This window comes from Gracilimonas halophila (assembly GCF_042684365.1).
In the GTDB taxonomy this organism is placed as follows: Bacteria; Bacteroidota; Rhodothermia; order Balneolales; family Balneolaceae; genus Gracilimonas; species Gracilimonas halophila.
Map to the genome: position 1 here is coordinate 188095 of NZ_JBHULI010000024.1, position 24893 is coordinate 212987.

Here is a 24893-nt window from a genome sequence, read left to right on the forward strand (position 1 = left end):
TTAAAGTACCATCAATAAAGTAGCAGAAGTATTTGGTGAGCGAGCAGAAGCCTATCACCGTGAAGCTGATATTCAGCTTAAAGTAGCAGAAGGGTTGATCTCTTCACTTATTCCCTGGAAGGAAACCCTGCCTTCAGGACCGATCCTGGAAGTAGGTTGTGGTACAGGATTCCTGACCTCAAAACTCATTAAGGAATTCCCTGAGAGGAAGTTGATCGTAACCGATGCCTCTAGAAAGATGCTCAAATTTTGTGAAGCAGAACTTTGTAGACAAGATATTGCCACTGATAATGTAGAATTTCGCCAACTAGATGTAAATGATTATAAAGCTGACTCAGAGGAATTTGCACTGGTGATCAGTAATTTTGTGGCACATTGGTTTAAAGATACTTCCATAGGGCTGCAGAACTTAGGAGAATCGCTACTGTACGGCGGAATTATGTTAGCGGCTTTTCCGGGAAATCATTCATTCCCAAAATGGTATGAGAATTGTCTGGAATTAGGTCTTCCTCATACTGCGAACCCATTACCTGATGTGGAGGAGGTACTTGTAAAGCTATCCATGGGGCCTATACAAATTGATTATTATGAAAATGACCTTTTTAAGGAATTCGACTCCTCTATGGATTTTTTCCGACATCTTAAAAATATTGGTGCCTCCATCAGTGTTTTGGATAAATCGATAAGTACAAAACAGTTTAAGTTACTTACGGATCACTGGGACAGTAAAAGTGATGGAAAGGTGAAAGTGAAATGGCACATTGTATATTTGGCTGCTAAAAAAACTCAGTGACATCAGTTTTATTTAACCTATTAAAATTTCAGTTATATATTATTTGTGCTCCGGCTTTGTGTTTTCTTTAGAATAGTAGCAATTTATCAGCATGACAGACATCAGAGATCGAAAAAAAGACCACGTAGAGCTTACCTTAACTGATGGTACTCAGTATGTTCAGAACACAGGTTTTGAACGTTTTAGATTTATTCATAACGCATTGCCAGAGGTGAACTTCAGTGAAGTGTCCACTGAATCGATCTTACTCGGCAGGACGTTTAGCTTTCCTTTATTCATTTCTTCCATGACAGGTGGTTATGCTGATGCCAGCCCGGTGAATGCTATTATTGCTGAATTTTGCGAACAGTATGATCTTCCTTTTGGAGTAGGGAGTCAACGAGCCATGCTGGAAGATGAAAGCCTGACTAATACCTTTTCTGTTGTTAGAAAACATGCTCCAAACGCATTTATATGTTCTAATATTGGAGGCGCTCAACTTGTTGGAGGGCTTGAGGTTAAAATGATCAACAAAATTATAGATTCGATCAAAGCTGATGCTGTTATTGTTCATTTGAACCCCCTCCAGGAATTAATGCAACCGGAAGGAGATCGAGATTTCAAGGGTATATTACATGGTATTGAACGGTTGGTCAAAGACACAGAAAGACCAGTTATTGTAAAAGAAACAGGTGCTGGAATTTCTGAGCATACAGCGCGGCGTTTGCTGAATGTTGGAGTTGAAGTGATTGATATTTCCGGAGCGGGGGGGACCAGCTGGGCAAAAGTTGAAAATTTCAGAAGCTCAAACAAATCAGCTGATCATCAATTTGATGAATGGGGAATTCCTACCACTGAATGTTTACTGCAACTTAGCAAGTTAGAATGGGAACGTAGTTTTGAGATCATTGCATCCGGCGGAATTCGTTCTGCTTTTGATATGGCTAAATCATTTTGCTTGGGAGCGCATTTTTCGGCCACTGCTCAGCCGATTATCAAAGCGATCAACAAAAATGGAATAGATGAACTTGATCACCTTTTTTCTCATTGGCAAAAAGACCTTAAGACTATTCTTACGTTGTTAGGATGTAAAAGTATAGCAGAATTGAATACTGCACACCTGCGAGAAATTTCTTAATGCATCAGCCAATTTCCTTATATTCTTACTTCATCTACAAACAGAACATTGAGTAAAACAGACCTTCAAAAAAAATTACTAAACAGGATCGAAAAGGCCCTGCAGGAACTTGATCTTCCGGGTGAACCTAAAACCCTTTATGAGCCCTATCGTTATGCTCTCTCTGTAGGAGGTAAGCGTATTCGTCCCATGTTAACTCTTTTAGCTTGTGGGTTGTGTGAAGGTGATATTAATGATGCATTACCTGCTGCTTTGGCTGTAGAGATCTTGCATAATTTTACTCTGGTGCATGATGATATTATGGACAGTGCGGATACCCGCAGAGGAGAACCCAGTGTTTTCAAAAAATGGAATGAGAACACAGCAATTCTTTCCGGAGATGTGATGTTTGCAGATGCATACCGGCAGCTTGGGTATTATGCTAAGAATAAATCTTTCTCAAAAGATGAATATGCTGCTATTCATGAAGTTTTTTCAAAGGCCATAATCACCGTTTGTGAAGGACAAGCCTTAGATATGGAATTTGTTGAACGCAGACATGTGAAACACGAAGAATATATACAGATGATAGCCGGCAAAACTGCAGCATTATTAGGCGCCGCGCTTGAAATGGGGGCTATATCTGCGCACGCTTCTTCTCAAAAAAGAAGTCAACTTTATGAACTTGGATATGAAATGGGGATTGCTTTTCAGATACAGGATGATTTCCTGGATGCTACCGCTGATCCTGAAAAATTTGGCAAAAGACCAGGTGGAGATATTTTTGAAGGAAAGAAAACATATCTTACCATACTTGCGTTAGAACGGGCAGATAAGGCACAAGCAGCATTAATACAGGATACCTTGAATACAGATGATCCTGAAGCTGAAAAGGTGGATCAAGTTTTGGATATTATGAAATCATTGAATGTGCTTAAAGATGTATCAGAAGAAGTGGATCAGCATTATAAAAAAGCCTTTGAAGTGCTCAATAAATTTACACCCTCAGAATATCAACAAGAGCTTGAAAAACTTCTTATCTTTCTACAGAATCGTGACCATTAAATCAGAACAAATTTATTCAATGCGTAAAAAACTTTTAGTTGTATTTAGTTTCCTGTTTCTTTTCACCGCTTGCCAAAACGATAAGCTTATTAAACGAGGAGACACTGTTGATGTAGCTTTCGGAAAGGCAATGGCGCTATATGAAGAAGAAGATTTTAGTGAAGCTGCTGATGCTTTTGATACAGTAACCCGATTAGGCCGGGGAACAAATTATGGTCAGGAAGCACAGTATTATCTTGCAGAAAGTTACTATAGCGGACGTCGCTACCTTTTGGCTGCATCTGAGTATGACCGATTTGTCAGTTTGTACCCTCAGGATCCAAGAAGGCAAGATGCAGAATTTAAAGCTGCTATGAGTTATTATCATCAAAGTCCACGATATAAATTGGATCAAACCTCTACGCGCAGGGCTATAGAACGTTTTCAGTTATTCAATAATCGTTTCCCTGATTCTGAACTAGTTCCTGAAGCTGCCGATCGGATCGATGAATTAAGAAATAAATTAGCTCGTAAATCTTATGAAGCTGCACAGTTTTATGTAAGAACTGACCGGTACAGGGCGGCAAACATCTATTTTGATGAGACAATAGATCAGTATCCTGAAACAGAGTGGGCAGAGAGATCATTAGTAGATCAGATTCAGACATATATTACCTATGCTGACAACAGTATCATTGCCCGTCAGGCAGAGCGATATTCAAGCGCTATTGAAACCTATGAAAAATTCCTTCAGCTTTTTCCGGATAGTGAGTATAGAAGTGAAGTAGAAAGTCTGCATGATGAAGCACAACAAAAGCTTGCAGAAGTACCCACACCAAAAGTTTCAGAAACCTCTCAGAGTTAATGACTCATCGTGTGGGATTATTTGGAGGAACTTTTGATCCTGTACATAATGGTCATATTTCCATTGCTCAGTCATTCATTGATTCGAGTATTATTGATGAGTTATGGGTTTTGTTAACCCCTTTCCCGCCACATAAGCAAGAAAAATCGACAACATCTTACCAAACCAGACTCGATATGCTGGAGGTTGCTTTTTCAGGTATGGAAAAAGTTAAGATCAATACTGTTGAAAATAGCTTGCCAAAACCTTCCTATAGTATTCAAACCATCAGGCATCTGAAAAAGGAATATCCTGATACTACCTTTTTTTATTGTTTGGGAGAGGATAGCCTTGCTAAATTTCATACCTGGAAATTTTATGATAAAATACTGGAAGAATGTGAGTTGTTGGTAGCTCAGCGTCCCGGTGTTTCACATGATGAAACTGAGGATGATATCCTGTCTCAAACTCATTTCGTATCACATACCCCACTTGATATTTCATCTTCTGATATTCGGAGTGAAGCAAAAAAGAAGACGTCCATTAGGGAAGAGGTTCCTGAAGAGGTAGCATTAATTATTGAAAATGAGCAGTTATATAGCTAACTACTGCTACCCAATAATTATAGAAAAGAATGAATTTTACACGTAAGGATTTTCTTAGAACTACGGCTTTAGCTTCACTTGCCGGAATGACGATTAGCGGTACGGCCTGTAATACAAACTTACCGGTAAAGGGTAAGATAAAACCAAAGGCATTAAAGGAAGGCGATACTTTAGGATTAATTGCTCCAGCCAGTCCCATTTACGAAGAATCAGTATTTGATGAAATGCTCATTAATCTCACTGATCTGGGTTTCGAACTCAAACTGGGAAAGCATGTCCGTAATCGAAATGGCTATCTGGCCGGCACAGATCAAGAACGGTTAGAAGATCTAATGAATATGTTTAAAGACCCAAAAGTTGATGGGATAATGTGCATAAGAGGAGGGTGGGGATGCAACCGTATTTTACCTTATATAGATTATGATGTAATCAGGTCTAACCCAAAGGTGTTCTGTGGATTCAGTGACATTACTTCCCTGCATATGGCTTTTTATGAGAGGAGTGATCTGTATACTTTTCATGGTCCGGTAGGTAAATCAGTATGGAATTCGTTCACTACTGATTCTTTCAAAAGTATTATTTGGAATGGAGAAGAAGTAGAATACATGATTCCGGATAACTCTAAAGACCAGTTTACGATTACTCCAGGAACTGCAGAAGGAAGATTGATCGGGGGGAATTTATCCGTATTGGTTTCTATGATAGGATCAGAATACCTGCCGTCATTTGAAGGAGCTATTCTATTTCTGGAGGATATCGGAGAAAGTGTCTATCGAATCGACCGGATGCTAACCCAATTGAAACTCGCCGGAGTCCTTGATCAATTATCCGGATTTGTATTTGGGAAATGTACAGAATGCTCGGCCGGTAATAACAGTCTTACTTTAGAACAGGTGTTTGAAGATCATATCAGTCCATTGAATATTCCTGCGTTCTATGGTGCAATGATAAGTCATGAGGATGATAATGTGACCATCCCTTTTGGAATTTCAGGGACAATAGATGCAGCCACCCAAATAATAAGAATCAATGATTCGGCTGTGGTTTAGTTCATTTGGGGCGTTCAGTACCTGATAAATGATCGATCACCCTGCCTTCTAGTGTCTTATAGGACTGCATCAGATCAGCAGTAAGGCACGAATGAATAGGGAATATCTGTATGGCTTCACCGATCTCGATCTCCTTATAAACCTGTGGACTGCACTGAATGATGCCATGCTCCTGGGATAGACTACTGATATACGTCTCTTTTGAAAGGTGTTTTAGACGAGGCTCCCCAAAACTCTTCATTCCATTGACTTGCACAAAATCTTTTGAGAAATGAACTGCCCCACCATGTATAAGCACTTGGTTTCTATTCTCAAATTTCTCAATAACGGGACATTCCATGTGCACAGCGATCTCATTGGGTGTACATGAACCTATTTCAACCTGCATCCAGTCGTAAAAGACAAAGTTACCTGGACTGACCTGATCAGCTGGCCCAAAATCTTCTAACACACTGCAGGAGGGGGTGTCTCCAAAACAAATAGGGAGTTCCGGAAAATGCTTCTTTAAATCACTCAGCTTATTTAAAGCTGCAGACGCAGTCTCTTCAACTTCTTCCTTGGATCTAGATTTATAGGTATGACCTGCATGACAATAAAATCCTGCAGGGTAAAAGTGTTTTGAATTATGAATCTCAGTAAGTACTGATCGTATACGGTTGATGTTACTAATCGGTAGGCCGCTTCGGCCGTAATCAGGGTCAATTTCTATATACAGGCCAAGTTCCTGATTAAGGTCCTGATCTAATTTCCGTATAACCTCTTCTGAAATAACCAGCGTTTTAAGGTCACATTTGGAAGCAATATCATCATAATCATTAATAGCTAATGCATTGGCAGGGAATGCAATAGTGATATCATCCCATCCATCATTTAGAAAGTATTTTGCCATTTTAACTGAAGAAACGGTAATACCGGAAACATCAAATTCACGAAAGATCCTTCCAATTTCTTTTGATTGATGGGTCTTAAAATGTGGTCGAAATTCAACATTACATTTCCTGGCTTTATCAGCCATGGCTGCAATGTTGTTTTTGACGATTTCAAGGTCCACAAAAAGGGTGGGATAGATAGAGCTCATGTTTACTGTTCTTAAAATATATATCCTATTGAAAATCCAATATGAGGGTAAAATTCATCGCCCGACAAAATTGGAGTGAAAGCTAAACGAAGTGTAATATTTTCTTTAAAAGGGATGATCCTGTACCCGATAGTACCTGTGAAAGCAGGGTAAGTAGGTAGTCCCGGGCGAATATTTCTGTCGGTAACTGAAAAAACCATTCCTAATCCTGTTTCTAACCGATGTAATCCTGTTCCGAAATAATAATTACCCATTCCAATTAAGAGAAAGCTTTGAGAAGACCGATCATTGTTCTTCGGTAATTCTTTATCATTGATCGTAAGATCAAAATAAGGGGTGATTCCAACTCTGAATCCAATATTGTTCTTATTTATCACATCATAATTAAGAGAGTAAGAATAGGCATTTCCAAGAATATCTATATACAAGGAATGAACAGGGAGTGATCGTTCTTTTTTCTGTTCTTTAGGCTCAAACACGATCTGTGAATAGGTAGCGGTTTGAATGCCGAAAAGTATTGATATGATCAATAATCCTAATTTCATACCTATATAAATGAGAGTTTCTGTTAATTATTCTTTGAGTTAAGCCGTTCTTGCAAAATAGAATTTTGTTCATCTTCAGTCAGATCATCCTCAAAATCAAATAAAGCATCTTCCCAGGAGCCATATACCGGATTAGGAAGTACAAACCACATGCGCCCAAATTTATTCGCGTTTTCCTCAACAAGAGCTGCTCGTTTGTCTTGGGTGATACCTTTGGCATGCAAGAAGTCGTTCAGGTCATCACCAAAAGCCATAAGAATGCGATAATTTTCTTCCACCACTTTACGTCTCTCTACCTTAGAAGAATTCCAATCCGGCTCTTCTCCATTACTCATGATCGTGTCAATGGAATCGGAAACGGGGAATCCCTTTTCGATTAGGTTCTTCCTAGTAGCATCTTCAACTTCGTAGCTTCTATTACTGATATAAAAGATGGCAACTCCATTTTCAGCCGCAAAATTGGTGAATTCCAATGCCCCGGAAACAGGATCTGCATTCGCCTCATTGCACCATGCGTTCCAATCTGCAATATTAAAGGCTTTATTCTGTTTGATCATTCTGGCTTGAAAAGGCGAATTATCGAGCACAGTTTCGTCAATATCCATAATTATTGCAGGAGGGAGGGAGAGGTGATTTTCATTCTCTTGCTGATTCAGAGAAGCGGTCCAGAAGGAATCTTCCAGCGATAATGGAAGCATACGCTGAGCTGTATTATAAGACTGAGTCGTAATTGCGGTGTATTCTGCAGCGTTTTGCACCCAAAGAGTTGCCTGAGTAGTCTTGTTAAGCGGTATTTCATCTGATTCTGTAATCTGCTGTGTTGAGCCGCAGGCACCGATCAGTACGCTCAGTAAAAGAATCAGAATGCCAAATTTTTGGGAATACATAATGATTGTTCAGTTTTTTTAGAAGATATGAAATGAAAATAACGTAAATAACTTATATCTAAGAATGTAATTAGCCAATTAAACCGTTATTTTTATTTTCTAAATGAATACATCAAAGCTAAAGATCATTGGACGACTTGAGCAGGTAGATCTTCCTGAATGGGAATTTTATGCTCTCGAAGCAAAAATTGATACCGGGGCTTTCACTTCGAGTTTGCATTGCCATCATATTGAACCTTTTAAAAAAGGAGATGCAAATTGGATCCGTTTTTATTTACTGGATCCTGATCATGAGTCTTATAACGACCGTAAGATTGAAATGCCTATTCATGATCAAAGAGAAGTAAAAAGCTCAAATGGGGAAAAGGAGCTGAGATATTTTATTCAAACAAAGATTAATTTTTTTGACGGTTCGTATACCATCGAATTTTCTTTAACGGATAGATCGGCAATGAAATACCCGTTGCTCATAGGGCGTAAGTTCCTCAAGAAAGGCCCTTTTATAGTAGATGTAACAAGCACAAATAGTTCTAAGAATACAAAGACCAAGGAATCTTAATGAAGATCGGAATTTTATCCAGAAACTCATCACTCTATTCAACAGGTCGTTTAGTAGAAGCGGCAGAATCAAAAGGGCACGAAGTTGAGGTTATCGATCACTTGAAATGTGACATCGTAATAGAACAGGATGATCCGAAGATTTACTATAAGAGTAAGCGCATAGATTATTTGGATGCGATTATACCAAGAATCGGTGCTTCTGTCACTTTTACGGAGCTGCAGTGGTACGTCAATTTGAAATGATGGAAGTATTTACCGCTGTCCATTCTCAAGCACTAGTGCGATCCAGAGATAAACTCAGAAGTTTACAGCTATTGGCCAGTTCTGGAGTCGGGTTACCTAAAACCGTATTTGCGAATTATTCCAAAGAGGTTAAAAAACTAATAGAGTCGGTTGGGGGAGCTCCTTTGATCGTAAAATTACTGGAGGGAACACAAGGACACGGAGTTGTGCTTGGCCCAACAAAGAAAGCCGCTGAGTCTATTATTGAAGACTTTCATGCTATGAAGGCGCGTGTTATTGTTCAAGAATTCATTTCAGAATCCAAAGGTGCCGATATTCGTGCATTTGTTGTTGATGGCAAAGTTGTTGGGGCCATGAAAAGACAAGGTAAGGAAGGTGAATTTAGGTCCAATTTACACCAAGGCGGATCCGGAACTTTGATAAAATTATCCAAAGCCGAAAAAGAGGCTGCTTTAACTGCCGCTCATGCCATGGATCTCCAGATTGCAGGTGTGGACATGCTGCAATCCGAACGAGGGCCGCTGATCCTTGAGGTGAATTCTTCACCCGGGTTACAGGGTATTGAGAATACGACCAAAAAAGATATTGCGAGCAGTATAATAAGTTATATAGAAAAAGCAGTTGAAGGCCGAAAGATCAACCCAGCTCGTAAGAAAAAGGCTAAGAAAAATGCCTGATTCTATTTCTATAAACAAACAGAAGATCGGGCTTGGAGAAGAGCGGATCATAAACCTGAACATAGCTCGACTTCCTACCTATACGAGTATTGACCTGCCTGTATTAGTTTATCGCGCCCCGGTTGACGGTCCCGTATTGTTACTGACCGGAGGACTGCATGGAGATGAGATCAATGGTGTGGAGATCGTTCGGCGAATGATAGAGCGGGAACAGGTGATCCCTGAAAAAGGTACTGTGATCGCGATACCAATTGTAAACATCTATGGATTTATACAAAACTCACGTGGTTTACCGGATGGGAAAGATATAAACAGAAGTTTTCCGGGGGCTAAAGGAGGGTCATTGGCCAAGTTATTGGCGCATACTTTGATGAAGGAAATCATACCTGAAATTGATTATGGTATCGACTTCCATACTGGGGGAGCAGCACGTTCCAACTATCCCCAGATCCGGTGTTCCTTTAAGATCAAAAAAGCCAAAGAGTTGGCTAAAGCTTTTGGAGCTCCTGTAATGATGCATTCTTCCCTCATATCAAAGTCTTTCAGAAGTGCTTCTCATAAGAAAGGGAAAGAGATCTTGGTTTACGAAACCGGTGAATCTCTTCGATATGATGAATTTGGGATCGAAGAAGGCATTAATGGAGCAAAAAGATTAATGAAATATTTGGGAATGATGTCTGAAGCACCTGAACCAAATAAATCAAAGGTGTTCAATAATTCTACCTGGATCAGGACTAAAAATGCAGGGCTTTTTATTCCAAAAGCCGAACTTGGTGAAGAATTGAATAAACGACAAGTTTTAGGCTTGATAAAAGACCCTTATGGTGAACTGAATTCAAGAGTTATTGCACCTCATGATGGGATGGTAATCGGTTTAAATAATTGTCCTGTAGTAAATAAGGGTGACGCACTCCTTCATTATGCATATAACAAATAAACAAATATAACAGTGGATATAGATCTATTATTTGCAGTCATTAAACAATCAGAATGGCGCGAAGTTTCACAGCAAGAACGCTTAAAGCCTGCATCATTTGAACAGGATGGTTCCGTAAATTCATTTACAGGAGAACATGCAGAAGAAATTATAAACCATTATTTCGATGGAACTGAACAACTGTTGCTTATCGTATTAGATCCTCTGCGCATTCAAAGCCCTATCAAACGCATTAAGGAAGACGGTTTTGAATTTGTGTCTATACAAGGTGAAGTAAAAATGGATGCGATCATCGATAAGATCAAACTTAAGTCCAACAAAAAAGGTACGTTTTCAGTAAACGTTAAACACTTCGATTGAGTCTGGATTCCACATATTGCTTTATAATTAATTGCTCATCAAATTCCTATAGAGCTGAATCTTTTTTCAAAGAAAGAGAGACCGTTCTTAGGCGAGAATTACCCGGTCATTCTGAATTCATCTATATCCAAAAAGGAGATTCAATCCTTGAGATAGCCAGAGAAAAAGCGCTAGTATATAGTCACATTATTGCTTGTGGAGGAGATGGAACTGTAAATCGAGTTGCTAACGCTATAATAGGCACACAAGCTGTTATGGGAGTAATTCCCTTAGGTAGCGGTAATGATTTTGCACAAAATATCGGTCTCTATTTGAATTTTGAGAAAGATCTGCAAGTTTTTCTAGGCGACCAAAGAACTTCAGTAGATGTTATTAAAACTGAATGGGGCTATTTCTTAAACACCTTTGGCATTGGAGTTGATGGACTTACAAATTATTACTCGAACAACAGTCCATTTAAACACGGAGGGTTAAAATATTTTTGGGCAGGATTAAGAGCACTTTTTGAATCAGAACCTTTCACTGTCTCAGTTAAAACAGGAGAATCTGGTACCGTTTTTGAAGGGAATGCCTGGATGGCAGCGATTGCAAACGGAAAAACTGAAGGAGGGAGGTATGAGATTTCACCTGATTCAGTAAACCACGACGGGGAAATTGAACTTATACTCGTAAAAAAGGTATCAAAAAGTAGATTGGTCTATGAATTCATAAAGCTTTATTTGGCTATTCTTTTAAAGAAAGTGTAGTAGAGGTTGTTAAAAGCAGAAAAGGATTTGACATTCAAACGGAAGGTGTCTTAAAGGTACATGCTGATGGAGAGCAAGTTAACGAGAAAAGAAATATTTTCTCGTTCTCTTTGAAAAAGGGAGCTTTATCAGTTGTTACAAATACAAATAGGCTTCAGGTTTAGAACGCTTTTCAATAGCTAAACCTTTTCGATATTTTCTTTGAGTTCATCAAAACCAACCGGTTTGATCAAGTACTCTACAAAATCAGTTTTCTTTGCTCTCTCAAAATTTACCGGATCGGAATTTCCCGTGATATATATGACAGGAGTAGTAAGGCCGCTTTCTCTTAAAGAACTCATTGCAGAAATACCATCCACGTCATCCTCGAGCATTATATCCATTAATATGAGATCTGCACTTATATCCTTAATAATTTTTATAGCGTCAGAACCTTTGGTAATAATTTCTAAGACTTCATGACCAAGACGTTCTATCATTTTTGTTAGTAATAACGACAACACTTTATCATCTTCAACAATTATAATCTTCATCCTTTAAGCATCGATTTTATTAAGCAATTTAATGGAGTTTTTTCTCTGTGTGATGATAAGAAATTATTTGCCAATTGTGATTATAATATATTTATTCTTATAATTTATATTATGTAAAGTAAGGTTGGTCTTGATTTAAACCCTTTTCTCCTTAAACCGTAATAGTTGTGTTTCGATTTCAATTGAGATCAGCTAATGCATCTTGAACTTTGCCAAAATCAGGAAGTTTACCTGAGTCTTCAAGGACTTCTTGATGTACTACCCTTCCCTCTTTATCTATAACAAATACTGATCTTTTAGAAACCCCTTTCATTCCGAAGTAATCTTGATATAAAGTATCATACTGTTCGCTTACTTCTTTGTTGAAGTCGCTTAGAAGCGAAAAGTTTAGATTGTTTGATTCTTTGAAAGCTTTGAGAGTAAAAAAACTGTCTACACTTATACCGATCACTTCAGCATCAAGAGAACTATAAATTTTCAGGTTATCTCTTGTTGTGCATAGTTCTTTAGTACAGACTCCGCTAAAAGCCAATGGAAAAAAGATAAGAACAACATTCTTTTGATCTCGAAAATCAGACAATGATACTTCTTCACCATTCGTATCCTGTAGAGTAAAATTTGGGGCTGTGTTCATAGACTTATGACTATTATTGTACTTGTTGGCTCTTAATAAATCTAAATAGAGTCACAAGAATTCCCACAGACAGTAAAATTTCTGTAATCCATATTAGATCAGGTTCATTGAGTCGATTCAGATATAACCAGTAACTTAGATATGCTGCAGATATAAAACTGATCCCAATAATATAGTAACGTCGTCCCTTAGCTCGGGCTTGATTAACTGTAAATACCAGAACTGTTACTACTAATGCTCCGCCTTGATAAGTAGCATTAATAAGGTCTTTAATAACGATCGAATTAATAAGAAGTGGAAAAAATAAAAAACTGACAAAAGGCAAAGCCGTTAAGTAGATCGGGAAACGAGCGAATACGGGTTTCGATTCACGTATTAATACCAATAACCCACTTATATAAATAGTGATGGAAATGAGCTTACCCCATTGAAAAAGATCAATAACAGGGTCAATTTGAAAAAGATCTAATAAATACGGGATTGAGATTACAAAAGCAGCAAGACTAAAGTATAGCTCAAGTAAAGATCTCTTTTTTAAAAACAGCTTAAAGAGTAATATGAATGCTGTTCCGAATGAAAAAGAAACGACAAGGTCAACCCACTTTTGCGGTTCCATCAGCTTTCCGGGTTACGACTTTCAAGCTCCCTCTGTACTTGGCGGCTTTTTTGGTAGGTAAGCACCAAGTCCGCTATTTCTTTCAATGTACTACGTTCCTTACGGACCATCTGAGAGGTGAATTCATATAAAGTTATCGATTCTCTGCCCTTACTTATCTCCCGTTCCCAGTCAATTAGTTGAATATTCTTAATCAGGTTTAAGAGGGCTACTCTATGTTTTGAGAGTTTATACAATAGTTTTTGAATGTCCTTAGAAAGTTCCTCATCCGTTTCAAAGGTCTCTTCAGGATCAATGTAAGCGTTTAGGTTTATAGGCCTCACACTTTTATATGCATCCTCAATCACTTTTCGGTAATATGATTGTTGTGCATGATCCAGAAACATTAGTATTTCGGATATTGATCTCCCTCCCGGAGGAGTTTCATCATATGGAACGGAATCGATGACATATTTTAAAGCCTCAGCCTCATGTTCCAAATATGCAACGTCATCAATTAATGAATCAATCTGGCTTTGTTTTATATCCATTCTTTTTGGAAAGTGATTAAGACCAGCTTTTGGACGCCGGGGTTGAATCATTATTTTTTTGTTGCTCAATCATGTCAACTAAAGACAATCCCGTATTCCATTCCTGGTCTCTATCCCTGACCGAATGAATGTTATTCTCTTCCTGGAAATCCCAAAAAGACCCAAACTGCTGATTTCGATATTTTTTGAGATATTCTAAGCGCTCTTCAAGGTCTTCTTTTGGAACTAATAATCGTTCTTTGTCATAAATGGCATCTTCTCTTGATTCAAAAACGATATCATAATCTTTACTCATAACGATAGCTTCTTCAGGACATACTTCTTCGCAATAACCGCAATAAATACACCGGAGCATATTGATCTCGAAGAAATCCGGAAAACGTTCTTTCTCATCATCGGTCTCTTTAGCTTGCATACTGATAGCAAGCGGCGGGCATGCACGTGCGCATAAACCACAAGCTACACACCTTTCTTTTCCATGATCCTCTACCAAAACGGGGCGACCACGAAAAATAGCGGGTGGATCCCACTTTTCCTCAGGATAGTTTAGTGTAAATGTGGGCTGAAACATCTGTTTAAAGGAATACCACATCCCCTTAAAGATCTCTATGAGATAGATGTTCTCGAGGAAATTAAGTTTTCGCTCTTTTTTATAGTTATCGCTTAAAGCGTTTACCGTCGGTTTTTCAAGATTCTTAGCCATTCAATTCGAATCGGTTTCAAGTAGAAATTAGCACTGAAAAATAAACCTTTGTTACCTTAGCATCAAAGTTATTTATCAGCTTTTCTGTTTTATTTTTGGCGGAATACCATTGTAATAGGAACACCGGTAAAACCAAAGCGCTGCCTTATCTTATTCTCAATATATTTACGGTAATTTGGAGGTAGATCATGCGGACTGTTCATAAAGAATTTAAAGACCGGTGGATCACTTTTTACCTGTGTCGCATAGGTGATCTTAAGCTGCTGCCCCCTTTTCATTGGAAGGGGTTTTTCGCCAAGCATTTGATCTATGAAATCATTGAATTCTGAAGTAGATATTTCCTTCTTTCGTTCCTGTATAACCAAATCCGCCATATCCAACACTTTATGCACGCGTTGTTTGTTCATAGCTGAGATAGTGAGAATAGGAACGTAGGACAATTGAGGAACAGAAGTATAAATATACTCTTCGAAGTCCCGGACGGTATTGGTGTCTTTTTCAGGGACCAGATCCCATTTATTCAGGACGATCATCAGCCCTTTGTTGAATTTTTCGGCCTCACGAAGAACCCGTTTATCCTGAGCATCAAAACCTTGCATTGCATCGACAATGAGTATTGCTATATCACATTCACGTATAGCTTTTTCTGTTCTTACCGTACTGTAGAACTCTACATTTTCTTTTACTTTTGTTCGTCTTCTGAGTCCGGCTGTGTCAACCAGGATGTAATCCTTGTCATTATAATTGAGATTACTGTTTAGGGAATCACGGGTTGTTCCGGCAATATCGGTTACGATCGATCGCTCATCCTGTAATAAAGCATTGAACAAGCTACTTTTTCCAACATTAGGCCGACCTATGAATGCTAATTTTGGCAAGGTTGATTCAGGCTCTGGCTCTCCTTCGGGCAAATATTCAGTAACTTTATCAAGCAGATCACCGGTACCCATTCCGCTAATTGATGAGATCGGGTAAAGATCCTCAATCCCTAATTCATAAAATTCAGAGGCGTTGAGCCTCCGTTCTTCATTATCTGCTTTGTTTACTACCAGGATCACCGGTTTTTCTTGCTCTCTTAATAGAGAAGCAACTGCCTTATCAAGTGTATTTACTCCGGTTTCTACATCAACAACAAAAATAATAATATCCGACTCCTCCAAGGCAATATGAACCTGTTCTCGGATACCTACCGTCATTACATTCATGTCATCAGGAAGATACCCACCGGTATCAATAACATTGAAATCTCTGCCATTCCAGAAGGTCTCTCCATAATGGCGGTCTCTTGTAACTCCATACTCATCATGAACGATGGCTTTTCTCTTTCCGAGCAAACGATTAAAAAAGGTTGATTTACCGACGTTAGGACGTCCTACAATTGAAACTACTGGAAGCATTTTAAGTGTTAGATTCTTAGATTGAAACAGCATTAAAGGTACGCATAATTCAGCACTTAATTAACTATGCTTCAAAGCTTTTATGAGAACTTCGGATTCTTTGGGGCCCTAGCTCTGGCGATATCCATGTTCCTGTTTTTTATTTTATGGATGGCAGGAATTGCCGGTATAACCCTTCCCTATGATGGTGGGCAAAAGAAAGGCCACAACTGGCAGATAATCTTAGCCGTACTTATCCCCATATACCCCGTGATCTGGCTTATTCTGGATATTTACACTCAGCGTAAGTATATGGATGATGAGAGCGCGGAATAGAATACCTTAAAAAGGAATAACCGTTTTGATCCTGTAATAAACTTCCTGATCTCTTTCCGTAAATAATTCTTTAACCGGTTGGGCAAACCCAATACTGTGAACAAAATCTATTCCAAAAAGGAATATTCTATTTTTGATCTCAGCACCTGTCCCCCATCTTTTAATGGTACCTGTTTCTGAAGATTCAGAGACTCCATCGGCAACAATCCCCGCATCAGTAAACAAAGCAAAAGTAGTGCTGCCTAAACTTAACACTCCCAATATTTCAGTCTGAAGAGATGGTAAAAACGGGATCCGGTATTCAATACTTCCAAATGCGGACCTGCTGCCGGTTACAAAGTCCCGATATCCCCTAACCCGCTCATTATCTCCAAAAAATTGTAGCGGAACTTCTTCCAGGAGATTAACACCTATATTTTCATAACGTGAAAAGCCTATATAGTTCTGCGGCAGATTGTTACCCCATTTAGACTGAAGCCTCCCTTGAATATATATTCGATGCATTCCTATAAAAGGAAGTATAGTGAAAGCATTTAGGTCTGCAGTTAAAAAACTTCTCTCTGAACCCAGAATATCCTCTGATCCGTTTAATTTCACCTTTATCCCGGACCCGTCCAGAGGGTGAATTTGATTATCTCCCCAGGGTCTTTGTTTTTTGACCATAAAACCGAGCTCAAGATCAGTGATGGTTGCCGATTCCGGAATTGGAAGAAGTGGTTGTCCTGAAAACTTATCAATATCTATTGGCCGGGTCTTATAATGACGAATCCGTGCCGAAAATGAGCTGTTTTGATAAGAGCCGGAAAGTATATCCAGTGGCCACTCCATCTTAATATCCCCTCCGGTGTACTCTTCGATCAGGAATTTATCCCCATAAAATTGGCCGTTTTCCGGGATCCTGTATAAGTTGAAATAAATAGATGGATAAAGCTGATTATTCAGATAGGAAATTGCTCCATATGATTGGGAAACTGGATCGGGAGCAGATACCCATCCTCCTGCTACAAATGTATGTTTTCCTAAAGGCTCGGTCCAGTTGGTAGTAGCAAAGACTCCCCAATCATCTTTCCCGTCATAATATGGGAATCCGAATGAAGTAACATGAGTGAGGTTTCTGAGTGATGAATAGCTATAATTGTTAATAATCAGACTTTGATCAGCTTTGATCTTTGAATCAAGAAATGAAGGAGGGGTTTTATTACGCCAGGTTGAGTATTGCTTTGGTAATTCAACCTCACTTTCCCTGATACTGCGATCTGCAGAAACAAAATAAAGCTGATCTCTTCTTCTTGATTCTGAAGCACCTATCAGCAGGTGTTCGTATCCGGTAGAATCATGGTCTGAGGTCCAGCCAAATACCTCAGCCCCAGTAAAAACTTGAGTAAACCTTTTTTCCGATCCTGATTCAAGATCATAAATAAACACATTGGGAACTTCATCCCGTAATGAAATGTAAGCCACCCTATTTCCATCAGGACTAACCACGGGCTCCCTGTTGTCAACATCTCCGGTTTCAAGAATTTCTTCATTCCCGGTTTCCCTGTTGATCATTACAAGATCTCTATTTCCTGTTTCATCAAACCGATGTACTAGCCAACTGTCATACCGATCTATCCATACAGTCCATAGTAGCTGAATATCATCACTGTAATTCGTGATTCTTTTCTCATCACCTGTTTCTAAATTCAATGTAAACAGATTACCTGTTCCATTTTCATTTACGATATAGGAAATCTCGTTTTCACTGGGGCCAAATACCGGAAACTTAGCTCTTCGGCTATGGGTGACCTGTTGTTCTCTTTCAGTTTTGAGGTTATATATAAAAACATCATTCAAAAGTGATGAATGCTTCCCCCTCATCGTTCTGGAGTAAATAAGCTTGCTGTTGTCACTGCTCCAGGAAAGATCTTCATTGATCCCCCCTTCTCCTGCCAAGGTTGAATTTTGAGTAGAATCATTTTGAACAATATAAAGTCTTCTTACAGGCCTTTTCATAGATGGGAAACCAAGCACTGCTACCAAACTGTCATTAGGACTAATAGCTGCATCGAAGTAGAAACTGCCCGGGAAATTCAATGGATCTCCTTTCAACGAATCTACCCTTTCCATTTGCGAGGCTACGGTATTATAATAGACATTGGTATGCTTCCGCCAGTCGTCATAGAATGAGGAATAGCCACCTTTTATCACTTCAGAAAAAGCTGCATCAAAATCATGATAAGTGAAAAGCCCCCATAGCTTTTCCCTTTGTTGAAGCAGATTCACTAAAGTGCTGTCCCCATATTTCTCTGTGAAATAGCGAAGCTGAGAATTTCCGAGAGCATATCTCAATCTTCCATCTTCCAAAGCCTGACCTGAATAATAATTCATGTCATCATCAAATACGGCTTTGCGTAACCACCGATCTCCACGTTGGGAATCCCAGTATTCTGTTTGATACTGGGCCAGGCCTTCAGTCCAGAAACTTGGTAAAGGATTGGCAAAGGTATATTGAAAAAGACCCATTGGTGAACGTACTGCCTCAAAATGAAAGATATGTGCCAGTTCATGAGCTACTACTTTTCTAAGCCATTTTTCACTCCCTGTCCAGATCTCACTATAATCATTCAGATTTACCCAGATATCCGTAAATGCTTTATTGAAGGGTACTGCAAAACCGTTATTTACCTCATCCTCATCTGATAGATAGATCCTGATCTTGTAATCAAACTCTACATTAAGGTTTTGGGATAAAGATTCGTATGTGGCTTCAGCTATAGCGGCAGCTTTTGATTCGATACCGGATATCCGCTCAGGATACATGATCAAAAAGTGCTCTGTTTCAGCTACATGCCAATTCAATTCCGGGTGATTTCTCCCATTCGTAGAATTAAACCCCTGAGCAATTAACGCCGGTGAAACTAAAATTAAAAGAAGACTAAGTAACGACTTTTGCATAAGATTCCATTTAAGACTTGATTGATGGGCTACGTCAGATTACCCCGGGAGTTGCTTTTGGTCTCCTTCATCAAGTTGTTGTTGCTGTTCTTCTTCAATAAGTTTCCATTCTTCTACCAGCTCTTCATTCATTTCCGTAATAAATCTGGAAGGCTGTGTAAAATAATCGCCGTAGGCTGACTGGGCAAGTACCGGATAACTAAAGTAGAGCATTTCTTCAGCCCTTGTTGCAGCTACGTATAAAAGCCTGAGTTCCTCATCCAGTTGTTCCTCATCTTCTACTGAATAAGCTGATGGAATGATACCATCCAGACATTGAATAATGAATACATGTTTCCACTCCAGTCCTTTTGCAGAATGTATGGTGCTAAGGATCAGTGGGGCTTCTTCTTTGGTCTTCTGCTCGGTATCTACAGCAGTTGCAGTGATGGGATCCAGGGCCAGTTCCTCTAGCATTTTTGGAAGGGATAAAAAGCTTTCTGAAACATTAACAAAAGCTTCTAAGTCTTTAAGCCGCTTTGGATAATCGTCATACCTGTCTTTACAGAAATCCCGATAATAATTCACGATCAATTCGATTACCTTTGATACTGACCGGTCATTTTCTTTGATATCAACCAAAAGTTTGCTGAGTTCTTTTAGCTGATCGATATAGGATTTACTGGTAGTGTCAGACAGGTCCAATTGGTAGGGATTCTTTGCGAGCTGTATCCATTCAAACAGATCCTGAGCAGTCTTAGGGCCTATACCATCCAAAAGCATCAACACCCGATTCCATGCAATAGTATCCATTGGGTTGACCAGAACCCTGACATGCGCCAATACATCTTTAATATGAGCCGCTTCTGTAAACTTTTGTCCTCCGTATTTTACGAAAGGAATATTCTTTCTATTCAACTCCACTTCCAGATCAAAAGAATCACGACCGTTACGGAAAAGTACGGCCATCTCATTCAGCTCCTTCCCCTGCTCCCTAAGCTGCAATAAAGCTTGTGTGATAAACCGACTCTGATCATGCTCACTGGAAGATTGTACCAGGGCGGGTAGTTCACCTTCCTTATTATTGGAGTACAGCTCCTTATCAAATTTGAAATTGGCTTGTTTAAGTAAATTATTAGCTACCTGAAGGATCTGAGGGGTAGATCTATAGTTCTCTTCCAGTTTGATCAGTTTAGTGCCTTTGAAGCGTTCAGGGAAATCCATGATGTTCTGATGATCTGCCCCGCGAAAGGAATAAATACTTTGAGCATCATCACCAACGGCCATGATATTCCCGTGCACGCTGGAAAACAACTCCGTCAGCTCTGCCTGAAGCTTATTGGTATCCTGAAACTCATCTACCATCACATATTCATTCCGAGAAGCAATTTTGATACGGATATCATCATTTTTAGCCAACAGATCTCTTGTGTTGATCAACAGGTCATCAAAATCCATGACAAAATTCTTCTCTTTATACTCCTGATATGCTTCTGCGACCTGTATGATCTTTTCCTCCTGCTCCAGGAACTGAGGATATTCCTCCAATAAAACGATCCTAAGATCCAGATGTTTATTCTTTGAAGTGCTGATCATATTCAGCAGAGTATTTTTATTCGGGAACCGCTTTTTCTTTTTATGAAGGTTGAGCTGAGTTCGTACAAATTGAATAACCTCCAAAGCATCCGCTGTATCAATGATCGTGAAATTAGATGGATAACCGATGGCATCCGAATAGCGATGAAGCAGCATACTGCAATAGAAATGAAAGGTACCGCCCTGAACTTGCTTACATCGCTCATCGAGAATATTACTTGCACGACGAAGCATTTCCTTAGCAGCTCTTCGTGTAAAGGTAAGCAACAAGATATTGGAAGGATTGATACCACTTTCAACCAAACGGGCCACTCGGTGGACTAAGGTACGAGTTTTTCCGGTTCCGGCCCCTGCCACTACTAAAGCCGGACCTTTTTCATGAAAAACAGCATCCATCTGCTGCTGATTTAAAAGTTCAGCATACGGAATCGAATAGTCTTCGGGGCGTTTGCGAGGCTCTTCCTTCTGTAGAACAAATTTCTTCATACCTCAAGATAGCAAACTGACTGAGTATGTAAAAATTATGTATAGAATTTAGATCAGATAAGACCCGGAATTCACATGAAAAGTTTGTCCGGTAGCATGCGTTAGTTTCCCTTCTGCCAACAGACCCACAATATTAGCTATCTGCTCAGGCGGTGCAATGGAATCCAACGCCAGGTCTTTAGTCAGGTAGTCTTCACCATACACTTCGATGGAACCCTGAGCCATATCCGTATCCACAAAGCCCGGGGCTATGGTATAGGCGGTGATCCCGTGCTTTCCAAAACTGCGGGCAATACTCTTAGTGAAGGCGACCATCCCTCCTTTACTGGCGGCGTAGCTGGCATATTCGCCCGTATCTCCGCGATATCCGGCCCGGGATGAAATATTGATCAGCCTCCCTTCTATTCCTGCTTTGGTCCAGGCATTCAGTGCCCATTTCGTGATCAATGCCGATGAACGCAGGTTCACTTGCAGGGTCTTATCCCAATTCTCGAGCCATTCTTCGTCAGAGATATCAAATTGTGCCTCAGCAAACATCCCGGCGTTGTTGATCAGAACCTCCGGGATCTCATTTTCCTGAAAGACTTCCTTAAGCTTTCCCACGTCTTCCTTTACCGCAAGATCACATTTAATGTGGCGGTAGCTTTGGTTATTGGGAAATGGTGTATTGGTTGAACGGGAAGTGCCAATAACCAAATAACCATTTTCTAATAACTGTTCTGCAATGGATTCTCCTATTCCGCGAGAGGTGCCCGTGACTAATAATTTCATGTTGCAATATTGATTGTCATTCTGATTAATGGATGGGCTAAGATAAACTAATCAGTGTAATCAAAGAAACATGTGATTCTTACCTTCTCCAAACAGGCACATTCGAGCAAGCTTCCCCGTACATAATCTTCTTAGCTGTACCCATTAACTTATTGGTAGCCAGAATGTAAATGGAATCAGGGACGTGTACTTTTCCACATCCTTTCAGGAGTACAAATTTGTCTTCATATTGATCCCAGTCGTATTCCTCAAGCTTACGTTGGTAGAGTTGGTGCAGAAAAGCTTCTTTCTTCCCAAGGAAAACTTCGTTGGCAAATGGACCGGCATAAGAGGTGATCAACATCCAGGCCCAGGGAGCAATGATGGCATCGGTGCTACAATACACGCATAAGTTTTTTCCTTCGTATTGCGACCAGTCAAATTCTTTCAGCTGTTCCCTGAAATCCTTTTCCTTTAACAACATTTCCTGAAACAAGAACTGTTTGATATCCAGCTCTTCCAGGGGTGTTGGGTCATGAAACTTTTGCAAGTCAATCGTAACCAACTTCTTGTTTTGCTGAACCTTATTTACGATTACTTCTTCTGACATGGGGAAATGTTTAATTTTAAATGCTAAATATTAAATATGGTGCCACATTTAACATTTAGCATTCAACATTTAAAATTAAATCGAAAATGATTCGCCACAGGAACACGTCCTAGTAGCATTGGGGTTTTTGAAGTGGAATCCCTGTCCATTCAAGCCTTCGGTGTAATCCAGCTCGGTTCCGGCCAGATAGAGAAAGCTTCTCATATCTACCAATACCTTGAGTCCTTCTACATCGAAAATTTTATCGTTCTCTTCAGGCTGGACATCAGAATTGAATTCAAGGTCATAAGTCAGACCTGAACATCCTCCGCTCACCACTCCTACGCGCAAAAATGCGTCGTCAGGGACATTCTGTTCCTTGCGAATCAAATTGATGCGTTCGGAAGCTCGTTCTGTGATGGAAAGTTCTTCGATAATACTTCTCACTAAGAGTTAAACAGAAACTACTTGAATTTCGGGATCAATACGCTTGACCATACTTTCGATGGCGTACAGCGTTCCGGTTGTAGCTGTTGGGCATGTTCCGCAAGCGCCCTGATAGTGAACTTTAAGCCTGTTGGACTCAAGCCCAAGTACTTTCAATCCACCGCCATCAGCAAGCAGGTACGGACGAACTTGCTCATCCAGCATCCGCGTGATCTCCTTCAAGCGAGGATCATCAGAACCCTGCACTTCTTTACTCATATGGACATCGGTGTCGTCCTCTTCATGAGTTGCAGCTTCAGCTTCTCGAATTGGAGGAGCCAATTTGCGGAGTAATTCGGACCAAACAGCTTTTCCATCCTGCGTAACAGTAATATATTTGTCTACATAATAGACGTTGATCACGTTATCGACAGCAAATAAAGCGGATGCAAGTTCATCGCCTTCAGCTTCAGCTGCATTCTCAAAAGAACGGGTAGTTCCATTCGTCAGCGGTTCGGCCAATACAAAGCGCATTGCATCGGGATTTGGTGTGCGTTCTATTTCTTTAATTTTAGCCATATCAGTTCTCTTTTGTTGTCAAAAAAATTCTTGTACGTATTTAATTCCATCTGCAAGCCGATCAATATCTTCTTCGTTATTATAAAAAGAAATGGAAGCTCGTGCTGTCCCCGGGATTTCAAAATGATCCATGATAGGTTGTGCACAATGATGCCCGGTTCTAACTGCAATACCTCTTTGGTCCAGAATAGTACCGGCATCAGCAGGGTGAATTCCCTCCAGTAAAAACGAAATGACCGATGCTTTGTTTTCTGCCGTTCCGATGATCTTCAATCCTTCGATCTCGTTTAATTTTGCAGTGGCATATTCCAGTAACTCATGCTCGCGGGTTGAGATATTTTCCATTCCAACTTCGTTCAGGAAGTCAATGGTCTCAGCAAAACCGACTCCGGCCGCGATAGGCGGAGTTCCGGCTTCAAATTTATGGGGAAGGTCGTTCCAGGTGGTCTTCTCAAAGGTCACCTTGTCGATCATATCCCCTCCTCCTCTGTACGGAGGCATTTCTTCCAGTAATTCTTTTTTACCGTAGAGAATTCCGAATCCTGTTGGCCCGCACATTTTGTGAGCGGAAAAAGCATAGAAATCAGCATTCAGTTTCTGTACATCGACTTTAGCATGTGGAACTGCCTGTGCTCCGTCTATCAACACCGGAATATCTTTGGCGTGAGCTGCTTCAATGATCTCTTCCACCGGGTTGATTGTGCCAAGCGCGTTGGAAACATGAACTACGGCCACCATTTTGGTGCGTTCCGAAAGAAGTTTATGGTATTCATCCATCATCAACTCACCGGATTCAGTCATCGGAATGACCTTGATCTTAGCTCCCGTTTCCTCGGCAATCATTTGCCAGGGCACGATGTTGGCATGGTGTTCCATTTCGGAAAGAATGATCTCATCACCTTCACTGAAATGCTTACGGCCGTAACTTTGAGCTACCAAATTGATGGAGTCGGTGGTTCCGGTCGTATAAATGATCTCTTCATTGTAACGAGCATTAATTAGCTCTTTTACTTTTTTGCGAGCTAACTCAAAAGCATCCGTTGCCTGTTGACTCAATGTATGAATGCCTCGATGCACATTAGAATGTTCGTTGGAGTGATAGGCATTGATACGATCTATTACTCGCTGCGGCATTTGGCTTGAAGCCCCGTTATCCAGATACACCACCGGATGCCCGTTTACTTCGCGTTGAAGTACGGGGAATTGACTGCGAATGGCTTCCCAGTCAATGGTAGTTTTGGTTTCTGTTTTCAGGGTTTCTTGCATGATAATAATATGTGAAAATTCGAGCTTGAAGTTTAATTCAGCTCTTAACAAGTCTCTCCTCGAGGAGAGATCATCAAATCAGTTGTTCCTGA

General features: G+C 40.0%; 27 protein-coding genes and 1 pseudogene. 12 read left to right on the forward strand and 16 right to left on the reverse strand.

Annotated elements, in window-relative coordinates; genetic code table 11:
* Positions 1–10: 10 nt before the first annotated feature.
* The 6 genes from ACFSVN_RS07215 to ACFSVN_RS07240 all read left to right on the forward strand — a co-directional run bounded on the left by ACFSVN_RS07215 (position 11) and on the right by ACFSVN_RS07240 (position 5431).
* A complete protein-coding gene (locus ACFSVN_RS07215) occupies positions 11–793 on the forward strand; it encodes a methyltransferase domain-containing protein (protein ID WP_390302315.1) in 783 nt (260 codons plus the stop codon).
* A gap of 91 nt (positions 794–884) precedes the next feature.
* Complete coding sequence (gene fni, locus ACFSVN_RS07220; protein WP_390300510.1) at positions 885–1910, forward strand: type 2 isopentenyl-diphosphate Delta-isomerase; 1026 nt, start codon at positions 885–887, stop codon at positions 1908–1910.
* A gap of 48 nt (positions 1911–1958) precedes the next feature.
* Complete coding sequence (locus ACFSVN_RS07225) at positions 1959–2954, forward strand: polyprenyl synthetase family protein (protein WP_390300512.1); 996 nt, start codon at positions 1959–1961, stop codon at positions 2952–2954.
* A 19-nt stretch (positions 2955–2973) separates the two neighbouring features.
* Positions 2974–3798, forward strand: a complete 825-nt coding sequence (locus ACFSVN_RS07230; protein WP_390300514.1) for an outer membrane protein assembly factor BamD — start codon at positions 2974–2976, stop codon at positions 3796–3798.
* Positions 3798–4382, forward strand: a complete 585-nt coding sequence (gene nadD / locus ACFSVN_RS07235) for a nicotinate (nicotinamide) nucleotide adenylyltransferase (RefSeq protein WP_390300516.1) — start codon at positions 3798–3800, stop codon at positions 4380–4382. Before ACFSVN_RS07230 ends, nadD begins: the two co-directional genes overlap by 1 nt.
* Before the next feature lie 29 nt (positions 4383–4411).
* Positions 4412–5431, forward strand: a complete 1020-nt coding sequence (locus ACFSVN_RS07240) for a S66 peptidase family protein (RefSeq protein WP_390300518.1) — start codon at positions 4412–4414, stop codon at positions 5429–5431.
* A 1-nt stretch (position 5432) separates the two neighbouring features.
* Here ACFSVN_RS07240 and ACFSVN_RS07245 read toward each other — a convergent pair whose 3' ends face one another.
* The 3 genes from ACFSVN_RS07245 to ACFSVN_RS07255 are packed head-to-tail and all read right to left on the reverse strand — an operon-like array spanning position 5433 to position 7941.
* Positions 5433–6509 (reverse strand): alanine racemase, encoded by a 1077-nt coding sequence (locus ACFSVN_RS07245; protein WP_390300520.1) that lies wholly within the window; start codon positions 6507–6509, stop codon positions 5433–5435.
* 11 nt (positions 6510–6520) lie between these two features.
* Positions 6521–7054 carry a hypothetical protein gene (locus ACFSVN_RS07250; RefSeq protein WP_390300522.1) on the reverse strand — a complete coding sequence of 178 codons (534 nt, stop codon included), beginning with the start codon at positions 7052–7054 and terminating at the stop codon, positions 6521–6523.
* Between the two features lie 23 nt (positions 7055–7077).
* Positions 7078–7941, reverse strand: a complete 864-nt coding sequence (locus tag ACFSVN_RS07255) for a 5'-nucleotidase, lipoprotein e(P4) family (protein ID WP_390300524.1) — start codon at positions 7939–7941, stop codon at positions 7078–7080.
* Positions 7942–8044: 103 nt separating this feature from the next.
* On the opposite strand from ACFSVN_RS07255, the gene ACFSVN_RS07260 reads away from it, so the two are divergent.
* From ACFSVN_RS07260 to ACFSVN_RS07280, 5 genes and pseudogenes are all read left to right on the forward strand, one after another.
* Complete coding sequence (locus tag ACFSVN_RS07260) at positions 8045–8500, forward strand: ATP-dependent zinc protease family protein (protein ID WP_390300526.1); 456 nt, start codon at positions 8045–8047, stop codon at positions 8498–8500.
* Positions 8500–9422 (forward strand): annotated as a pseudogene (gene rimK, locus ACFSVN_RS07265) (30S ribosomal protein S6--L-glutamate ligase). Before ACFSVN_RS07260 ends, rimK begins: the two are co-directional and overlap by 1 nt.
* Entirely contained in the window at positions 9415–10359 is a 945-nt protein-coding gene (locus ACFSVN_RS07270) for a succinylglutamate desuccinylase/aspartoacylase family protein (protein ID WP_390300528.1), read from the forward strand. The pseudogene rimK and the gene ACFSVN_RS07270 overlap by 8 nt, the downstream one beginning before the upstream one ends.
* A 12-nt stretch (positions 10360–10371) precedes the next feature.
* Entirely contained in the window at positions 10372–10719 is a 348-nt protein-coding gene (locus ACFSVN_RS07275) for a DUF952 domain-containing protein (RefSeq protein WP_390300530.1), read from the forward strand.
* The gene (locus ACFSVN_RS07280) at positions 10716–11465 is read left to right on the forward strand and encodes a diacylglycerol/lipid kinase family protein (protein WP_390300532.1); all 750 of its coding nucleotides are present in this window, start codon (positions 10716–10718) and stop codon (positions 11463–11465) included. Before ACFSVN_RS07275 ends, ACFSVN_RS07280 begins: the two co-directional genes overlap by 4 nt.
* Positions 11466–11644: 179 nt before the next feature.
* Here the strand turns inward: ACFSVN_RS07280 and ACFSVN_RS07285 are convergent, their stop codons facing one another.
* The 6 genes from ACFSVN_RS07285 to der form a co-directional block, all read right to left on the reverse strand.
* Positions 11645–11998 carry a response regulator gene (locus tag ACFSVN_RS07285; RefSeq protein ID WP_390300534.1) on the reverse strand — a complete coding sequence of 118 codons (354 nt, stop codon included), beginning with the start codon at positions 11996–11998 and terminating at the stop codon, positions 11645–11647.
* A 178-nt stretch (positions 11999–12176) separates the two neighbouring features.
* Positions 12177–12632, reverse strand: a complete 456-nt coding sequence (locus ACFSVN_RS07290) for a peroxiredoxin (RefSeq protein WP_390300535.1) — start codon at positions 12630–12632, stop codon at positions 12177–12179.
* A gap of 13 nt (positions 12633–12645) precedes the next feature.
* Positions 12646–13248: a hypothetical protein gene (locus ACFSVN_RS07295; RefSeq protein ID WP_390300537.1), complete on the reverse strand. Its 603-nt coding sequence runs from the start codon at positions 13246–13248 to the stop codon at positions 12646–12648.
* Positions 13248–13778, reverse strand: coding sequence for a hypothetical protein (locus tag ACFSVN_RS07300; RefSeq protein WP_390300539.1), 531 nt, complete (start codon positions 13776–13778; stop codon positions 13248–13250). Before ACFSVN_RS07300 ends, ACFSVN_RS07295 begins: the two co-directional genes overlap by 1 nt.
* Before the next feature lie 16 nt (positions 13779–13794).
* Positions 13795–14481 (reverse strand): NuoI/complex I 23 kDa subunit family protein, encoded by a 687-nt coding sequence (locus ACFSVN_RS07305; RefSeq protein ID WP_390300541.1) that lies wholly within the window; start codon positions 14479–14481, stop codon positions 13795–13797.
* 89 nt (positions 14482–14570) lie between these two features.
* The gene (gene der, locus ACFSVN_RS07310) at positions 14571–15878 is read right to left on the reverse strand and encodes a ribosome biogenesis GTPase Der (protein ID WP_390300543.1); all 1308 of its coding nucleotides are present in this window, start codon (positions 15876–15878) and stop codon (positions 14571–14573) included.
* A 66-nt stretch (positions 15879–15944) separates the two neighbouring features.
* On the opposite strand from der, the gene ACFSVN_RS07315 reads away from it, so the two are divergent.
* Positions 15945–16193: a hypothetical protein gene (locus tag ACFSVN_RS07315; RefSeq protein WP_390300545.1), complete on the forward strand. Its 249-nt coding sequence runs from the start codon at positions 15945–15947 to the stop codon at positions 16191–16193.
* 6 nt (positions 16194–16199) lie between these two features.
* Here ACFSVN_RS07315 and ACFSVN_RS07320 read toward each other — a convergent pair whose 3' ends face one another.
* The 7 genes from ACFSVN_RS07320 to ACFSVN_RS07350 form a co-directional block, all read right to left on the reverse strand.
* The gene (locus ACFSVN_RS07320; protein WP_390300547.1) at positions 16200–19130 is read right to left on the reverse strand and encodes a hypothetical protein; all 2931 of its coding nucleotides are present in this window, start codon (positions 19128–19130) and stop codon (positions 16200–16202) included.
* Between the two features lie 39 nt (positions 19131–19169).
* A complete protein-coding gene (locus ACFSVN_RS07325; RefSeq protein WP_390300549.1) occupies positions 19170–21191 on the reverse strand; it encodes an ATP-dependent helicase in 2022 nt (673 codons plus the stop codon).
* A 48-nt stretch (positions 21192–21239) separates the two neighbouring features.
* A complete protein-coding gene (locus ACFSVN_RS07330) occupies positions 21240–21962 on the reverse strand; it encodes an SDR family oxidoreductase (RefSeq protein ID WP_390300551.1) in 723 nt (240 codons plus the stop codon).
* Between the two features lie 79 nt (positions 21963–22041).
* Positions 22042–22551, reverse strand: a complete 510-nt coding sequence (locus ACFSVN_RS07335; RefSeq protein WP_390300552.1) for a DUF2480 family protein — start codon at positions 22549–22551, stop codon at positions 22042–22044.
* Positions 22552–22626: 75 nt separating this feature from the next.
* Positions 22627–22977 carry a HesB/IscA family protein gene (locus tag ACFSVN_RS07340; protein WP_390300553.1) on the reverse strand — a complete coding sequence of 117 codons (351 nt, stop codon included), beginning with the start codon at positions 22975–22977 and terminating at the stop codon, positions 22627–22629.
* A 6-nt stretch (positions 22978–22983) separates the two neighbouring features.
* Positions 22984–23535: a NifU family protein gene (locus ACFSVN_RS07345; RefSeq protein ID WP_390300555.1), complete on the reverse strand. Its 552-nt coding sequence runs from the start codon at positions 23533–23535 to the stop codon at positions 22984–22986.
* 18 nt (positions 23536–23553) lie between these two features.
* Complete coding sequence (locus tag ACFSVN_RS07350; RefSeq protein WP_390300557.1) at positions 23554–24801, reverse strand: aminotransferase class V-fold PLP-dependent enzyme; 1248 nt, start codon at positions 24799–24801, stop codon at positions 23554–23556.
* Positions 24802–24893: the final 92 nt, after the last annotated feature.

Coding starts and splice junctions, on each gene's coding strand:
- ACFSVN_RS07315 (WP_390300545.1), top strand. CDS start 15,945: ATGCTTCAAAGCTTTTATGAGAACTTCGGATTCTTTGGGGCCCTAGCT.
- der (WP_390300543.1), bottom strand. CDS start 15,878: ATGCTTCCAGTAGTTTCAATTGTAGGACGTCCTAACGTCGGTAAATCA.
- ACFSVN_RS07350 (WP_390300557.1), bottom strand. CDS start 24,801: ATGCAAGAAACCCTGAAAACAGAAACCAAAACTACCATTGACTGGGAA.
- ACFSVN_RS07285 (WP_390300534.1), bottom strand. CDS start 11,998: ATGAAGATTATAATTGTTGAAGATGATAAAGTGTTGTCGTTATTACTA.
- ACFSVN_RS07260 (WP_390300526.1), top strand. CDS start 8,045: ATGAATACATCAAAGCTAAAGATCATTGGACGACTTGAGCAGGTAGAT.
- nadD (WP_390300516.1), top strand. CDS start 3,798: ATGACTCATCGTGTGGGATTATTTGGAGGAACTTTTGATCCTGTACAT.
- ACFSVN_RS07320 (WP_390300547.1), bottom strand. CDS start 19,130: ATGCAAAAGTCGTTACTTAGTCTTCTTTTAATTTTAGTTTCACCGGCG.
- ACFSVN_RS07270 (WP_390300528.1), top strand. CDS start 9,415: ATGCCTGATTCTATTTCTATAAACAAACAGAAGATCGGGCTTGGAGAA.
- ACFSVN_RS07335 (WP_390300552.1), bottom strand. CDS start 22,551: ATGTCAGAAGAAGTAATCGTAAATAAGGTTCAGCAAAACAAGAAGTTG.
- ACFSVN_RS07230 (WP_390300514.1), top strand. CDS start 2,974: ATGCGTAAAAAACTTTTAGTTGTATTTAGTTTCCTGTTTCTTTTCACC.
- ACFSVN_RS07290 (WP_390300535.1), bottom strand. CDS start 12,632: ATGAACACAGCCCCAAATTTTACTCTACAGGATACGAATGGTGAAGAA.
- ACFSVN_RS07295 (WP_390300537.1), bottom strand. CDS start 13,248: ATGGAACCGCAAAAGTGGGTTGACCTTGTCGTTTCTTTTTCATTCGGA.
- ACFSVN_RS07250 (WP_390300522.1), bottom strand. CDS start 7,054: ATGAAATTAGGATTATTGATCATATCAATACTTTTCGGCATTCAAACC.
- ACFSVN_RS07330 (WP_390300551.1), bottom strand. CDS start 21,962: ATGAAATTATTAGTCACGGGCACCTCTCGCGGAATAGGAGAATCCATT.
- ACFSVN_RS07345 (WP_390300555.1), bottom strand. CDS start 23,535: ATGGCTAAAATTAAAGAAATAGAACGCACACCAAATCCCGATGCAATG.
- ACFSVN_RS07325 (WP_390300549.1), bottom strand. CDS start 21,191: ATGAAGAAATTTGTTCTACAGAAGGAAGAGCCTCGCAAACGCCCCGAA.
- ACFSVN_RS07245 (WP_390300520.1), bottom strand. CDS start 6,509: ATGAGCTCTATCTATCCCACCCTTTTTGTGGACCTTGAAATCGTCAAA.
- ACFSVN_RS07240 (WP_390300518.1), top strand. CDS start 4,412: ATGAATTTTACACGTAAGGATTTTCTTAGAACTACGGCTTTAGCTTCA.
- ACFSVN_RS07255 (WP_390300524.1), bottom strand. CDS start 7,941: ATGTATTCCCAAAAATTTGGCATTCTGATTCTTTTACTGAGCGTACTG.
- fni (WP_390300510.1), top strand. CDS start 885: ATGACAGACATCAGAGATCGAAAAAAAGACCACGTAGAGCTTACCTTA.
- ACFSVN_RS07300 (WP_390300539.1), bottom strand. CDS start 13,778: ATGGATATAAAACAAAGCCAGATTGATTCATTAATTGATGACGTTGCA.
- ACFSVN_RS07305 (WP_390300541.1), bottom strand. CDS start 14,481: ATGGCTAAGAATCTTGAAAAACCGACGGTAAACGCTTTAAGCGATAAC.